This is a genomic window from Streptomyces sp. NTD107, assembly GCF_059510435.1.
Window position 1 is genome coordinate 405405 of sequence record NZ_JCAJZV010000004.1, and the last position, 13811, is coordinate 419215.

The following is a 13811-nucleotide window of genomic DNA, read 5'->3' on the forward strand; positions in this document are numbered from 1 at the left end:
CGGCAGCTCAGTTGCCGCTGGGCCAGGAGATCTCCACCCGGCGGTTCTTCTGCCGGCCCTCCTCGGTCTCGTTGTCGTACAGCGGGTAGTCCTCGCTGTAGCCACGGACGTTGAAGGAGATGCCGGACGGGTCCTCGATCAGCTCCAGGAGGACCGTCTGGGTGTTCCGGGCACGGTTGGTGGACAGCGTCACGCCGTTCTCGTACGAACCCAGGTTGTCCGTGAAGCCGAAGACGTTGACCTGGTCCGGCTGATACTCGTCGATCGCGGCGGCCACCTGGGCGAGGGCGGCGCGGGACTCCTCGCTGATCTCGTCACTGTTCTTGCCGAAGACCACATCGGTCTGGAGTGTGAACTTGTGCTGCCCGCCGGTACGTTCCTCACGCTGCTCACCCCCGGTTCCGGGGTCGGGCGCGGGATCGGGATCGGGTTCAGGATCGGCGGGCGGGTCCACGTTGTTGCCACCGCTGTTCGGCGGCGGCTCTGCCGCGCTGCCCAGGTCCTCGGTGATGAACTTGATGTCGAGTACCCGGGGTTCGGCCAGTGTGGCCCCGTCGCCCAGCATCAGACCGGGCGCGTTGGCGTCGATGTCCGGCACCGCAGGGGCCTCGTACCCCGGCGGCTGCTCGAACTCACCGTCGCCGTCGTCCGCCAGCGCCGGGGTGCCCCAGCCGAGCACGGCGACGGTGCCGACCACCGCGATCAGGGATACGCGGGCGGGCGAATGCGGTCGATACGTCATCGGGCTCGCCTCTCAGCGGATCGGAAGGGTGGCGGGCGGCATCTGCCCGATCTGGAAGTCGACTTCAGTGGTGGCCGGGTCCGGCTCCGGGAACTGGGCGAACCAGGTCACGGTCGCCCCCGCGTCCACCACCAGCCCGAACCCGGTGCACAGGCAGCGACCAGAGGTGTCCCGGAGAATCAGATACCTCTTGCCCTCCTCGCGGGCGGTCAGGGTGGCTCCGGCCATCGAGAAGTCATTGTCCGCGAGTTCACGCTCAGGGCCGGACCAGCTGGCCGTCCCCCACTTGTCGCCGCCGCCGTTGTGCAGGGTGCCCTCGATGGTGAGGAATCCACCAGCCTCCCGTTCGGCCCGGGTGAAGGTGAGGGTGATGTTGTCCTCGCCGGTGCTCTGTGCGAGCGCCTCACCGGATCCGGTGTCGTTCGGCTCGTCCCCGCCACGGGCGTCGTCCGGCGCGTCCCCGCCGTCGTCGTCCCCGGCCCCACCGGTGGTCTGCGAGGTCCCGCCGCCCGCCGTGTCGCCGCCGTCGTCGTCGCCCCCGCCCCCGCTGCAACTGGCCACCGCGATCACCAGGGCGGCCCCGAGGGCGACGACGATGAGGATGAGGCGGGACTTGCTGTCGCGGAGATCCATCTGCTCGCTATTCCTTTGCTTTTACTCGTCGGCGGTCATTCGTCCAGATACACCCGGAACAGATCTCGGGCCTCGGGCCAGGTCTCTTCGTCTTCCGGGTCGAATGACCAGCGCCGATCCTCTTCACAGCTGAGTTCGACGAGATCGTCCTCGTCCGTGGTGATGTCACACAGGCCACGGATGACAGCGGTCGCCCGAGCCTGAGCGGTCTCGTTCTCCGTGCCGGGGATCAGTGACTCCCCGACGGTACGGCCGGTCTCCACCGCCACGGTATAGCCAACGCGTGCGCGGTCGGCCTCGCAGGAGGTCACCATCGCGTCATTGCGAGCGGCAAGCCTTCTGGCCTCCGCACAAGCGGAGCTGACCGCGAAACCATCGCCTGCGAGAATGTCCCCCCAGTCCCCGCCGCCCTCCAGGAGCCGGTCCCGGGCCTCCTGCGCGGCGGCCAGCGCGGCGGCGTCGGCTGCCGACTGCCCCTGACTCCGAAGCGCAGCGGCCTGGGCAACGATAAAGAAGATCAGGGCCGCAGCCAGAACGGTTGTGACGATCCAGATATACAGCGGGAAGACAGCACCCCTGCTGTCATGGATCAGAGTATGTCGGCCAACGCACTGCGGACAGCGTCTGACACAAGCCCGGGGATCCCCAGTCTGAGTACCCCTGCCACCACCGCCGCGATTAGCAGCAGCAGCCCCGCGTACTCCACGAAGCCCGCGCCCCGGTCGGTGTGGCGGCGGGAGGTCAGGTGGGTGACCACCCGTGTTCTCCAGTTCAGCAGCATCCTGCTCATGGCGTCCTTTTCCCCCGGCCAGCCCCGTTCCGGCCGGCTTGCTCATGCCCCGAGGTGGTGTGTGCCCGGAATCGGGGCTCGGGGAATGACTCTGCCCGGATGACGCCCGATTGAAGCGTGGACGCAGCATGTCCGACCCCCTCCCGCTCCCTGCGGGCCAACCCGTACACACACCTGTTGGCACTGACTGTGCCACACCCGGGGGCACTTGGGCAGGGAGACCTCGACATAGCGACCTTTTCGTGGCCCCGGCCCCGGCGGCCGTGCTCAACGGGGGTTCAGGATCTGGGTGATGTTCGTGCCCGAGCCCAGGATCATGCCGGCCACGATCACGATCAGCGTGGCCGGCACCATGAGCACCAAGGTGGCGATCGTCGCCTTGGGGATCGCCTTCGCCGCCCGGCGGCGGGCATTCTGGGCGTCGGTGCGGCGCATGTCCGTGGCGATCTGCACCAGGGTGTCGGCGATCGGCGCACCCAGTTCCTCGCCCTGCTGGAGGGCCGTGACGAACTGGTTCACCGGCTCCGAGTCATTGCGCCGCCGCAGCTCGTCGAACGCCTGCCGGCGGGAGACGCCCATGTCCATCTGCCGCAGGGTGATGCGTATCTCGTCCGCCCACGGCCCCTCGTACCGTCCCGACACCCGCTCCAGCGCCTGCCGGAAGCCAAGCCCCGCCGAGACGACCACGGCCAGCACGTCCAGGAAGTCCGGCAGCGTACGGTCGATGACGTCGCGCCGCTCCCTGATGCTCTGCCAGATCACCGCGTCCGCCGCGAACGCCCCGAAGGCCAGGGCGAACAGGGCGAAGAAGGCCCAGCCGTTGGCGATGAACAGCACCGTCGCCAGCGCCCCGAAGATGCCGTAGACGGCGCGCCGGGCCGCGTACCGTTCCACCGTCAGGCCCTGCGGGTTGCCGGCCTGGTCGATTCTGCGGCGTTTGCGGTCCACCCCCTTGGGGCCCATCAGCCGCAGCACCAGCGGCGCGAACCGCATCCCGAGCCGGTCGACGGCCGAGCCGGTCACCGTCACCCGGGTCGCGCCGATCTCCAGGGCGAGCGCCAGGTCGGGCGGCAGCGGGGTGGCGGTGCGCAGCAGCCGCAGCGCCGTCACGATGCCGAGGACCGCGGCGCCCATCGCCAGGCCCAGCAGCAGTGCGAGCATCCCGGTGTTCCCTCTTCCTCTCGGATCAGACGTCGATACGGCCGAAGCGGCGGACGACCACGAACCCCACGGCGTACATCACCAGCGCGACCACCATGGCGATCTGGCCGGTGGGGCTGGCGGTCACCCGGCCGAGGGCGCCGGGGGACATGCCGTTGATCATCAGGAGGGCGCCCAGGCCCAGCAGCGGTACGGTGACGGCGGTGGCGTTGACCTCGGCGAGCATGGTGCGTACCTCGCGCCGGGTCTCCTTGCGTTCCTCCAGGGTGGCGGTGAGGTTGCGCAGTGAGCCCACCATGGAGCCGCCCGCCCGGTTGGCCAGTATCAACGTGGTGACCAGCACGTTCAGTTCGCGGGACGGCAGCCGTTCGCCCAGCTCGCCCAGCGCCTCGTCGAGCGAGCGGCCCACGGTGAGCTGGTTGGCGACCAGGGCGAGTTCGGCGCCGGCCGGGTCCTCCATCTCCTCGGCCGCCATGGACAGCGCGGTGCGCAGTGCCAGCCCGGCGGCGGTGCCGTTGGCGATCAGCCGGGCCAGCTCGGGGAGTTGGCCGATGAACTTCTCGGTGCGTTTGGCGCGCTGCCAGCCGAGGAAGACGTTGCCGCCCCAGACCGCCACCAGGCCGAAGACCGGCCCGAAGAACGGCGCGAGCAGCACATGCCCCACCGCCCACAGCGCCACCATGGCGCCCAGCACGTACGCGGCGTACTCGCCGGCCGTCAGTTCAAGACCGGTGGCCTGGAGCTTGCGGCGGATCCGGCGGCCAAGACCCGTACCACGCAGCCGCCGGTCGAGTTCGGCGAACGGGCGGCCCCGGGCCGGGTCCACCGGATCGGCGTCGGCGGGCCCGGCGTCCGGCCCGGTCAGCCGGTGCAGCAGGGCGCGGCGGGCGGCGCGCCCGGTGGCGTACACGTACAGGCCGGCCACCGCGAGCACCAGCGCGCCCAACGCCAGGCTCAGGGTGGCGCGCGCCGCGTCGCTCTCCAGCGCGAGCGCTGCCGTCTCTCCCACTACTACGCCTCCCTGGTGGACAGTTGGCTGTCGTCCAGGTGGACCCCGAACGCCTGCGGGATCTGCTCCCCCGCCAGATAGAGCCGGTCGGCGACGGCGCGCGGTATCGGGTAGTGCCGGAACCTGCCGTGTACGGTGCCGCCCGGGGTGAGCGGCTCGGCGCCGAACTCGGCGACGGTGGCGATCCGGAACGACTCGCGGCCGTGCGAGGCGAGCACCGCGATCTCGGTGAGCCGCCGGGTGCCGTCCGGGTGCCGCACGAGCTGGACCACCACGTCCACGGCGCTGTTGATCTGGTCGCGCAGCGCCTCGAACGGCACCTTGATCTCGGACATGGACGCCAGGGTCTGGAGCCGCAGCAGCGCGTCCTCGGCGGTGTTGGCGTGCACGGTGGCGAGGGAGCCGTCGTGGCCGGTGGACATGGCCTGGAGCATGTCAAGGGTCTCGCCGCCGCGTACCTCGCCGACGATGACGCGGTCGGGGCGCATCCGCAGCGAGTTGCGCACCAGGTCGCGGATGGTGACCTCGCCCTTGCCCTCGATGTTGGGGGGCCGGGACTCCAGGCGGATGACATGGCTCTGCTGGAGCTGGAGTTCGGCGGCGTCCTCGACGGTGACGATGCGTTCGCCCTCGGGGATGAGGCCGGAGAGGGCGTTGAGGAGGGTGGTCTTTCCGGAGCCGGTGCCGCCGGAGACGATGATGTTGAGCTTGGCGCGTACCAGTCCGGCCAGCAGCAGCACCAGGTGCTCGTCGAGGGTGCCGAAGTCGACCAGTTCGGCGAGGGTGTACGCGCGCGGGAAGCGGCGGATGGTGAGGGCGGGGCCGCTGAGGGAGAGCGGCGGGATGATGACGTTGACCCGCTCGCCGGTGGGGAGCCGGGCGTCGACCATCGGGTTGGACTCGTCCACGCGGCGGTTGACGGTGGACACGATGCGCTCGATGGTCTGCATGAGCTGGTCCTCGGAGGCGAAGCGCAGCGGCAGCCGCTCGACGCGCCCGGACCGTTCGACGAAGATCTGGTCGGGGCCGTTGACCATGATCTCGGTGATGGAGGGGTCCTCCAGGAGGGGTTCGAGGATGCCCAGGCCGAGGGCCTCGTCGACGACGCGGCGGATCAGCAGGGCGCGCTGCTGGGTGGACAGGACCGGGCCCTCGCGGCTGAGGATGTGGCCCAGCACCCGCTCCAGGCGGTCGCGGCGGTCGGCGGTGGAGAGCGCGGACATCTCCGCGAGGTCGATCTCCTGGAGGAGTTTGGCGCGGTAGACGGGGACGAGGCGGTCGTTGTCGCCGGGGCCGGTGCCGGTGCCCGGCTCCTCCTGGGTGTGGATGCGTGACCTCAGGCCCATCGCCGCTCCCTGCGCTCTTTCGTTCCGTGCGTCGTCCTCAGTCGCATGGCATCGTCACCGTCCTGCTGGCGGAGCCGAGGTTGCTCATGAACGGCAGCACGGAGGGCACCGTGACCCTTGCGGTGACGGTGGCCTCGTCGCCGCAGGCGGAGAGGTCGAAGGTGGTGTTGGCGGCCAGCCAGCCGCTCATCGCGGCCCGGCCGCTGACCTGGTACTGGTCGGCGATCGCCTCCTGGGAGGCGGTACGGGCGGCGGCGCGGGCCGCCGAGCCGGCCTGGATCGCGGTGTAGCCGGCGATGCCGAGCTGGAGGGCGGCGAGCGAGACGATGAGGAGCAGGGGCGCCCAGCCGGCGAACTCGACGGCGGTGACGCCCCGGTCCCGGGTGTCCTTGGTCGCGGTCCCGGTCGCGGTCCCGGTCGCCGTCCGGGTCGTGGTCGTGGTCGTGGTCGTGGTCGTGGTCATGGGCCCTCCTGCACCGCGCCGGCCGTGCCGGAGATGGTGATGGGGAGGCTGAACGCGCCGGGGAACAGCACCGGTACGTTCAGCTCGACGCGGGCCTGGCGCACCGCGCCCTCCAGCGGGCAGGACACGCTCATCGACCAGGAGCCGGGTATGTGCTCCCGGGCCGCCGCGTCACAGGCTCCCTCCCCGCCCCCGGCGGCGGCCCCGGCCCGGGCGGCCTCGTCTGCGGCGTTGGCGGCGAGGTGGAACCCGTAGCCGATGACGGCGCACTGCCAGGCGACGGCGAGCATCAGCAGAATCAGCGGAAACATCCCCGCGAACTCCACCAGCACGGCCCCCCGGTCGGACCGGGACGGCCGGGACGACCGGGACGGCCGGGACGACCGGGACGATCGGGTGGTCCGGTCGGACCGGGCCAAGCCGTCAGACACGCCAACCGGGGCGGCAGGCGGAACCCGGTCGACCATCGGGGCGACGGCTCGGCCCGATCCTGCGGATCGAGGAAGGCCACCAGACGTGACGGTGGAGGCAAGCGGCAGGAACCGATCGGACCGAGCACTCCGTGCGGACCGGTCAGACCGGGCCAAGCCGTCAGACACGCCAACCGGCACAACCGGCGGAAGCCGGTCCGCCCCCGGGCCGACCGTCCAGTCGGACCGTTCGGGCCTGCCGGCCCCGCCCGTCGGGCCCGGGCCGCCCGGCCCGGCGGGCACCGCGTGCTCGGCGGGCCGGTCGCCCCACGGGCGGCCGGACCGTGGCGCCGGGGGGCGCCCCGCGCCCGCCGCGCCCGCCGTACGCTGCGGCCGGGGCCCGGTCATCCCCGGCGCCCTTTGCGGCGGGTGCCGCCGCCGCCCGTGCCGCTCGCCGGCTGGGGGGCCGCCAGGCCGAGTTCGGTGGCGAGGGCCCACATCGCGCGGCGGACCGGGCCCTTGGCGTCCAGGTCCTGGATCCGGCCGGCGTCCTGGGCCTCCTGAAGCTCCTTGAAGTTGGCGGGCACCGACTGCCGGGCCACCTGGGTGCCGGTGATCCGGGAGATCAGCTGCGGCTGGATGGCGCTGGAGCGGCTGAGCCGGTTGACGACGGTGACCACCGCCTCCGCCTTGCGGATCTGGAGCCGGTCCCACATCCGCACCATGCGGTTGACCGCCCGCACCGAGATCACGTCCGGGGTGGTGACCAGCAGCGCCGTGTCGGCCAGTTCCACGGCTGCGGCGGTGGCCGCGTTCATCTGCGAGCCGCAGTCGACGATCACCGTGTCGTACCGGGCCCGGACCGCGGCGATCAGTTGCCGGGCGGTCTCCTCGGTGACGTCCTCGCCGCGCTCGCCCTCCGCCGGGGCGATCAGCATCGACAGGCCGGTGCGGTGGGTGTAGACCGCCTCGGCGAGCACCTGCGGCGAGATGTCGCTGATGCCCGCCAGGTCGGCGAGCGAGCGGCGGAACTGCACATCGAAGTAGGAGCCGATGTCGCCGCTGAGCAGGTCCAGATCGACCAGCACCACCCCGCGGCCCTCCGGCCGCCGCGCGGCCAGCGCCAGTTGGCCGGCCAGCAGTGTGGCGCCCACGCCGCCCTTCGCCCCGGAGACCGTCACCAGCGTGCCGCCCGGCCCCGTACCCGCGCTCTCGCCCGCGCCCAGGTGGCGGCGCATTCCGGCGGCCCACTGGGCGGCGGCGGCCAGCCGGGTGGACAGCTCCTCGAAGGACACCGGCAGCCCGGCCAGGCCGCGCGCGCCCGCGTCCATCGCCGCCGAGTACAGTCCGGCGGTCGGATCGGCGGAGACCAGCACCACCCCCACCGCCGGGAAGCGCAACGCGACCTCCCGGATCAGCTCCAGCGCGGGCAGCGGCCCGATCCGCTCATGGATCACCACCACCTCGGGCAGCCCGGCCACCGATGCGTGGGAGAGCGCGGCCAGCGTGTCCAGCAGGGTCGCCGAGTCGGGCACCGAGCGCAGGGGTTCGCTGCCTGGCAGCTGGCTCAGCAGCGTGACCAGCGAGCGAGCGACGTCCGGGTCGCCCACCGCCGGCAGAATGCGCGTGGTCATCTGTGCCACCCCAACCCCATGATCGTCACGGAACCAGCCCCGCCGGTGCGCCGCTGTGCGGGCTGCCGGTCATGTCCCCCAGGATGGTGTATGTGCGCTCCTCCTCGGGGATCTCCTGCTCCTCCCCGGGCGCGACGAGCGCCAACCGCACCTGCTCGGCGAAGGCTTCGGCGAAGGTGACCCGCTCGGCGTCGACATGGTCGAGCGCGAAGGTGATCGGCACGGCCTGGGTGGTGCGGCGGTCCTCCTCGACCTCGGTCAGACTGCCGACCTCGATCACCTCGGCGTTGTTGACCATCAGCCGGACGATCTCGGTCTCCTCGCCGTCCCCGGCCGCCGGGTCCCGGACCCGGAAGGCCGCGTACAGATTGATCTTCGCGCCCGGGTAGATCTTTCCGGCCACCCCGGTGGAGGCGTCGATGAGCACGGCGATCTCCTGTTGGCCCGGGGACAGTTCGGGACGGTCGGAGATCATGTCCTGCTGGAGCAGTGAGCCTTCGCGCAGTGGCGAGACGGCGACCTTGCCCTCGATCTGGGAGAGGTCGGTCACCGCCGAGTCGGGTATGTAGCGCTCGGGGATGGAGACTTCGCGCAGCTGCCGGGCGCGCAGCTCGGTGTACGGCTGGATGTCCTCGCTCAGTTCGTACGCCGTGACCTCGGGGCCGACCTTCGACTCCACGTCATTGATCACCGCCACCACCCCGGCGAACGCGCCGAGGGCGAGCAGGACCGAGACGAGCAGCAGCAGGGAGCCACGGCGCTGGCGAGCGTTCATGAAGTCTTTTTACCTTCTGCCTCGGACAGCGCGTCGGCCGTTGTGGATATCGGTGCGAAATTGCCGCTCACCGCGTGAGTGCCTTGCGCGCTCCGCCGCCTGTACCGCCTATGGCACGTGGCGCGCGCTCACGCCCGGCGCCCGCGCCCGCGCCCGCGCGCACCGGTGCGGAGCAGAACGCGCAGCGGTCCCCGATGAGGGTGAACCCGCACCAGTGGCAGGCTTCCTGACGCATCGAGGACACCATCTGGTAGAGCACCGAGGCGTCGTTGATGGCGGCGGCGAACTCCACCAGCTTGCCGGTGTGCCACCAGTCGGGCGACTGTTCGGGCAGCGGCACCGGCTGGACGCCCTGCACCTGCCACTGCCGGGCCAGTTGCCCGGTCACCCACTCGCTGCCGAGCTGGCCGGTGGCGTACGTGAGGGTGGTGGCGAACTGCGGCCCGGCCAGCCCCACCGCGCCGGTGCCGGTGCCGGTGGCCGTGGCCGAGCCGGTGCCCGTGGCGGCCCGTACCAGCTGGGCGGTGGGCCGGGCCAGCACGGCGTGCGGCCCCGAGACGGCGGATCGCGGCCCGGTCACCGCCGGCAGCGCCACCGGCAGCCGGTCGGCGCGGGCCGCCGAGCCGAGCAGCGCGCCCGCGTAGATGTAGTGCGACAGCAGCCGGGCGGCGGCGCCCAGTACCCCCGGGCTGAAGTCGCACACCGACAACTGCCGCAGCTGCCGTACCAGTACGGCGGCGCCCAGCGGCGGCAGGGAGGTGGGCAGCAGCGCTATCCGGTCGCTCTCCAGCATCGCGCGCACCGCGTGCAGCCGCTGGACGTACGAACGCGCCGTGGTGACCGGGTAGATCGCGATCACATAGCCGTGCCGTTCCAGCAGGCCGGACGCCTCCGCCAGCGCGGTGGGGAAGTCCTGGCCGCCGGGCGGGGTGAGGACGTGGGCGCCCGGGGTGTGCGGATCGGTGGCCGGCAGCACCAGATCGGCGCTGGTCACCGCGATGGCAATCGGCATACCGCCCCCTCCGTCGGGGCGAAGCCTAGCGGCAGCCGGGCGTGCTCCGATAGCTGAGCGCGAAGGCCACCTTGCCCGGCTTGGTGTCGGTCAGCGGCGCGGACAGCGCGGTGAACTCCTTGGTGTTGAAGGTGTTCAGCCGCCCCAGCTGCTGGGCGGTGCGTCCGCTGCCCGGCAGTTCGGTGTCCGGGTCGAGGGCGACCATGGCGCGGGAGGTGGCTTCGATCAGTGCCAGGTACGCGCCGAGGTCGGTGCGGTCGGTGCGGGCCGGGTTGAGCGCGGGCTGGGTGCGCAGCCAGTCGGCCCAGTAGAACTCCAGGAATTCCGGGGCCGGTCCGTCGGCGGGCTTGGCGTAGCCGATGTCGCGGGTGAAGTAGACGAGCGAACGGTAGGGGTCGTCGGGCATGTTGCGCAGGCCGAGCCGGGTGGGGAGCTTGGCGAAGGTGATGGGGCGGTTGTTGGCGTCGCGCAGCCAGACGTAGCCGCGGTTCTCCATCTCGCGCCAGAAGTCGCGCTGGCTGAGCCGGCTGAGGTTGTCGGTCACCCGCACCCGGATCGTCATGTTGGCGCCGCCGTCGGGCATTTCGAGGAAGCTGGTGAAGGTGTGGTGGCCGTCGGTGAGGTAGAGCTTGCCGCCGGGGCCGATGACGACGGTCTTCATGGCGGCCAGTGACTCGGCGGTCTCCTGGCCGAGCGGGATGGTGCAGGTGAAGCGGCCGGGCTTGTCGAGGCGGGCGTTCGGCTGGACGGTGGCGGCCTCGCCCTGGCCGTTGGCCTCGCACCAGTCGTCGTACTTCTTGTTGGGCTTGCCCCGGTCCTCGTCCTTGGTGCTGGTGTAGCGGCCGAGCTTGTAGCGGATCTGGTCGTGGCCGAGCGCGGCCTGGGTGGGCCGCAGCTCGCCGAGGCGTACGGTGATCAGCTCCCCGGCGCGCGGCTGGCTCGGGGCGGCGGCGGTCGCGGTGCCCGCCGAGCCCAGCGCGGTCAGTACGGTGAGCAGGGTGAGGAGCAGCGCGAAGCGCCGCGGCCTTGGGGAGTGGGTCATACCGGGCAACATCACAGCCCGGGGTGGCCGCCGGGTGGCGCCCGGGTTGCGGGCGGGCGAATCGGGGTCAGCCGGATCGTCCGAGGATCAGAAGAAGGTGCGGATGTAGTCGGTGACGGTGCCGTCGCCGGCCACCAGGGGGATCAGCGGCCACTTCTCGAAGATGGTGCACGGGTGGGACAGGCCCAGGCCCACCCAGTCGCCGACGTCGGGCAGTTCGGCGGCGTCGTCCGTACCGGGTACGACGAAGGCGTGCTGGTCGGCGAGCCGGGACACCGTCAGGCCGGCGCCGCCGCGCACCGCGCCGCGCGCGTCGCGGATCACCTGGACCTCGGGCAGTCCGAGGTCGTACGAGACGTCCCGCTTGCCGGCGTTGATCAGCGCCAGGCCGGGCTCGGGGCGGGAGACGACCTGGGCCCACAGCCGGAACGCGGGCAGCAGTGAGCCCTCCTGCGGGATGCGGCGGTAGGGGGTGGCGGCGCGGTAACGGCCGTCGTCGTGGCTGATGTAGGCGCCGGAGCGGAGCATCTTGCACACCGGCCGGGACAGCTCGGGCAGTTCCTCGAAGACCTCGGCGACCGCGTCGAACCAGGCGCTGCCGCCCGCGCTGATGATGATCTCGGCGGTGTCGGCGAACCGGCCGGCCTTGTCGAACTCCACCACCAGTGAGGAGAGTTCATTCAGCCACTCGCGCACGGTGTCGCCGTCGGCGTCCGGCAGCTCGCCCTCGTAGCCGCCGACGCCCACCAGCAGCAGGGATTCCGTACCCTCCACCGCGTCGGCGACGGCCGTGGCCTGCCGGGCGTCGCGCACCCCGCTGCGCCCGCCGGGGGCGCCGAGTTCGACGACGACCTCCACCGGGCGGGCCCCGCCGACGGCCCGCAGGGTGTCGTCCATGAGTTCCACGCCGCGTACCGAGTCCACGTAGCACACGCAGCGGAACTCGGCGTCCTCCTCCAGCTGGGCGGAGAGCCAGGTCAGGGCGGCCGGGTCGACGAGTTCGTTGGCGAGGAAGACGCGGCGGACGCCGAAGGCGCGGGCGACCCGTACCTGGTGCGGTACGGCCAGGGTGATGCCCCAGGCGCCGGCGTCCAGCTGTCGCTGGAAGAGCTGTGGGGCCATGGAGGTCTTGCCGTGCGGGGCGAGTACCAGGCCGTGCCGGGAGGCGAAGCGGTCCAGGGAGCGCACGTTGTGCTCGACGGCCTCGGCGGAGAGGGTGAGGAGGGGGGTGGTGAAGCCGCCGGTGTACAGGTCGCGCCGCTGGGCCCGGAGCCGGCCGACGGTGGTGCCGGCCGCGTCGGGCGGCAGGCCCTTGAAGCGGTGGTCGACGATCTCGTCGGCGAGCTGGTCCAGGGCGGCGGTGCTCATGGCGACTCCAGGGGTGGCGGGGCAGGGTGCGGGGCGCGGTGCGGGCGCGGGGGGCGTCCTCTTGACTAGCACCGTGTAGGTCACCGGTCAACGGAGCGCGATCGGGCCCGGCCGGGGTCGTCGTGGGGCGCTCGCTCCGGTGGGGGAAAACACAAGGCGCCGTCCGTTACACGGTCGTAGGGTGGCGGACATGCAGGTGATCCAGTCGGCGAAGCTCGCCAATGTCTGTTACGAAATCCGCGGCCCGGTGCTTGAGGAGGCCATGCGGCTCGAAGCGGCGGGTCATCGGATCCTCAAGCTGAACACGGGCAATCCGGCGGCATTCGATTTCGAGTGCCCGCCCGAGATCCTTGAGGACATTCTGCGTAATCTCTCCAGCGCGCACGGCTACGGCGACGCGAAGGGGCTGCTGTCGGCGCGGCGCGCGGTGATGCAGCACTACCAGACCAAGGGCATCCAGTTGTCGGTGGAGGACATCTACCTGGGCAATGGGGTCTCCGAGCTGATCCAGATGTCGATGCAGGCGCTGCTGGACGACGGCGACGAGGTGCTGGTCCCGGCGCCGGACTATCCGCTGTGGACGGCGTCGGTGTCGCTGGCGGGCGGCACGGCGGTGCACTACCGGTGCGACGAGCAGGCCGAGTGGATGCCGGACATCGCCGATATCGAGCGGAGGATCACCGACCGCACCAAGGCGCTGGTGGTGATCAATCCGAATAATCCGACCGGTGCCGTATACAGCGACGAGATGCTGCGGCAGCTGGCGGATGTGGCGCGGCGGCACGGGCTGGTGCTGTGCGCGGACGAGATCTACGACAAGATTCTTTACGACGGGGTCACGCACACCCCGATGGCGGCGATCGCGCCGGATGTGCTGACGCTCACGTTCAACGGTCTGTCGAAGAATTACCGGGTGGCCGGGTTCCGCAGCGGCTGGCTGGCGGTGTGCGGGCCGAAGAAGCACGCCGGCAGCTATATCGAGGGCCTGACGATCCTGGCCAATATGCGGCTGTGCGCCAATATGCCGGCGCAGCACGCGGTGGCGGCGGCGCTCTTCGGGCGGCAGTCGGTGGACCAGTTGGTGCTGCCGGGCGGCCGGATCCGGGAGCAGCGGGATGTGACGTACGACCTGCTCACCCAGATTCCGGGGGTGACGTGTGTGAAGCCGAAGGGCGCGCTGTACGCGTTCCCGCGGCTGGATCCCCAGGTGTACAAGATCAAGGACGACCGGCAGATGGTGCTGGATCTGCTGCGGGCCGAGAAGATCATGATCGTGCACGGTACGGGCTTCAACTGGCCGGAGCCGGATCACTTCCGCATCGTGACGCTGCCCTCGGTGGCTCAGCTGACGGACGCGATCACCCGGATCGGGACGTTCCTGGACGGCTACCAGCAGTACTGAGCGCGTGCGCCGCGGGGCGGAGCC

14 protein-coding genes are annotated in these 13811 nt (G+C 71.3%); 1 reads left to right on the plus strand and 13 read right to left on the minus strand.

The features are described from left to right. Nucleotides 1-7: 7 nt before the first annotated feature. The 13 genes from AC5WRL_RS11845 to AC5WRL_RS11905 all read right to left on the minus strand — a co-directional run bounded on the left by AC5WRL_RS11845 (nucleotide 8) and on the right by AC5WRL_RS11905 (nucleotide 12385). Nucleotides 8-742, minus strand: coding sequence for an OmpA family protein (locus AC5WRL_RS11845; RefSeq protein WP_496088375.1), 735 nt, complete (start codon nucleotides 740-742; stop codon nucleotides 8-10). 12 nt (nucleotides 743-754) lie between these two features. Further along, nucleotides 755-1375, minus strand: coding sequence for a hypothetical protein (locus AC5WRL_RS11850; RefSeq protein WP_496088376.1), 621 nt, complete (start codon nucleotides 1373-1375; stop codon nucleotides 755-757). 35 nt (nucleotides 1376-1410) lie between these two features. Beyond that, on the minus strand, nucleotides 1411-2211 hold the full coding sequence (locus tag AC5WRL_RS11855; RefSeq protein WP_496088377.1) for a hypothetical protein: 801 nt from the start codon (nucleotides 2209-2211) through the stop codon (nucleotides 1411-1413). A 221-nt stretch (nucleotides 2212-2432) separates the two neighbouring features. Continuing rightward, on the minus strand, nucleotides 2433-3326 hold the full coding sequence (locus tag AC5WRL_RS11860) for a DUF5936 domain-containing protein (RefSeq protein WP_496088378.1): 894 nt from the start codon (nucleotides 3324-3326) through the stop codon (nucleotides 2433-2435). Nucleotides 3327-3351: 25 nt separating this feature from the next. After that, a complete protein-coding gene (locus AC5WRL_RS11865) occupies nucleotides 3352-4335 on the minus strand; it encodes a type II secretion system F family protein (protein ID WP_496088379.1) in 984 nt (327 codons plus the stop codon). Between the two features lie 2 nt (nucleotides 4336-4337). Further along, a complete protein-coding gene (locus AC5WRL_RS11870) occupies nucleotides 4338-5681 on the minus strand; it encodes a TadA family conjugal transfer-associated ATPase (protein WP_496088380.1) in 1344 nt (447 codons plus the stop codon). A gap of 37 nt (nucleotides 5682-5718) precedes the next feature. Next, the gene (locus AC5WRL_RS11875; protein WP_496088381.1) at nucleotides 5719-6144 is read right to left on the minus strand and encodes a TadE family protein; all 426 of its coding nucleotides are present in this window, start codon (nucleotides 6142-6144) and stop codon (nucleotides 5719-5721) included. Then, entirely contained in the window at nucleotides 6141-6455 is a 315-nt protein-coding gene (locus AC5WRL_RS11880; RefSeq protein ID WP_496088382.1) for a hypothetical protein, read from the minus strand. The genes AC5WRL_RS11875 and AC5WRL_RS11880 overlap by 4 nt, the downstream gene beginning before the upstream one ends. Before the next feature lie 503 nt (nucleotides 6456-6958). After that, on the minus strand, nucleotides 6959-8188 hold the full coding sequence (locus AC5WRL_RS11885) for a CpaE/TadZ family protein (RefSeq protein WP_496088383.1): 1230 nt from the start codon (nucleotides 8186-8188) through the stop codon (nucleotides 6959-6961). 25 nt (nucleotides 8189-8213) lie between these two features. Beyond that, nucleotides 8214-8963, minus strand: coding sequence for a Flp pilus assembly protein CpaB (gene cpaB, locus AC5WRL_RS11890; protein ID WP_496088384.1), 750 nt, complete (start codon nucleotides 8961-8963; stop codon nucleotides 8214-8216). A gap of 67 nt (nucleotides 8964-9030) precedes the next feature. Then, nucleotides 9031-9975 (minus strand): hypothetical protein, encoded by a 945-nt coding sequence (locus tag AC5WRL_RS11895; RefSeq protein WP_496088385.1) that lies wholly within the window; start codon nucleotides 9973-9975, stop codon nucleotides 9031-9033. A 25-nt stretch (nucleotides 9976-10000) separates the two neighbouring features. Then, a complete protein-coding gene (locus AC5WRL_RS11900) occupies nucleotides 10001-11017 on the minus strand; it encodes a ParB/Srx family N-terminal domain-containing protein (RefSeq protein ID WP_496088386.1) in 1017 nt (338 codons plus the stop codon). An 87-nt stretch (nucleotides 11018-11104) separates the two neighbouring features. Further along, nucleotides 11105-12385 carry an alanine racemase gene (locus tag AC5WRL_RS11905; RefSeq protein ID WP_496088387.1) on the minus strand — a complete coding sequence of 427 codons (1281 nt, stop codon included), beginning with the start codon at nucleotides 12383-12385 and terminating at the stop codon, nucleotides 11105-11107. Nucleotides 12386-12575: 190 nt separating this feature from the next. Here AC5WRL_RS11905 and AC5WRL_RS11910 point away from each other — a divergent pair, with 190 nt between their 5' ends. Beyond that, entirely contained in the window at nucleotides 12576-13787 is a 1212-nt protein-coding gene (locus tag AC5WRL_RS11910; RefSeq protein ID WP_496088388.1) for a pyridoxal phosphate-dependent aminotransferase, read from the plus strand. Nucleotides 13788-13811 lie beyond the last annotated feature (24 nt).

Coding starts and splice junctions, on each gene's coding strand:
- AC5WRL_RS11845 (WP_496088375.1), bottom strand. CDS start 742: ATGACGTATCGACCGCATTCGCCCGCCCGCGTATCCCTGATCGCGGTG.
- AC5WRL_RS11850 (WP_496088376.1), bottom strand. CDS start 1,375: ATGGATCTCCGCGACAGCAAGTCCCGCCTCATCCTCATCGTCGTCGCC.
- AC5WRL_RS11855 (WP_496088377.1), bottom strand. CDS start 2,211: ATGAGCAAGCCGGCCGGAACGGGGCTGGCCGGGGGAAAAGGACGCCAT.
- AC5WRL_RS11860 (WP_496088378.1), bottom strand. CDS start 3,326: ATGCTCGCACTGCTGCTGGGCCTGGCGATGGGCGCCGCGGTCCTCGGC.
- AC5WRL_RS11870 (WP_496088380.1), bottom strand. CDS start 5,681: ATGGGCCTGAGGTCACGCATCCACACCCAGGAGGAGCCGGGCACCGGC.
- AC5WRL_RS11875 (WP_496088381.1), bottom strand. CDS start 6,144: ATGACCACGACCACGACCACGACCACGACCACGACCCGGACGGCGACC.
- AC5WRL_RS11880 (WP_496088382.1), bottom strand. CDS start 6,455: ATGTTTCCGCTGATTCTGCTGATGCTCGCCGTCGCCTGGCAGTGCGCC.
- AC5WRL_RS11885 (WP_496088383.1), bottom strand. CDS start 8,188: ATGACCACGCGCATTCTGCCGGCGGTGGGCGACCCGGACGTCGCTCGC.
- cpaB (WP_496088384.1), bottom strand. CDS start 8,963: ATGAACGCTCGCCAGCGCCGTGGCTCCCTGCTGCTGCTCGTCTCGGTC.
- AC5WRL_RS11895 (WP_496088385.1), bottom strand. CDS start 9,975: ATGCCGATTGCCATCGCGGTGACCAGCGCCGATCTGGTGCTGCCGGCC.
- AC5WRL_RS11900 (WP_496088386.1), bottom strand. CDS start 11,017: ATGACCCACTCCCCAAGGCCGCGGCGCTTCGCGCTGCTCCTCACCCTG.
- AC5WRL_RS11905 (WP_496088387.1), bottom strand. CDS start 12,385: ATGAGCACCGCCGCCCTGGACCAGCTCGCCGACGAGATCGTCGACCAC.
- AC5WRL_RS11910 (WP_496088388.1), top strand. CDS start 12,576: ATGCAGGTGATCCAGTCGGCGAAGCTCGCCAATGTCTGTTACGAAATC.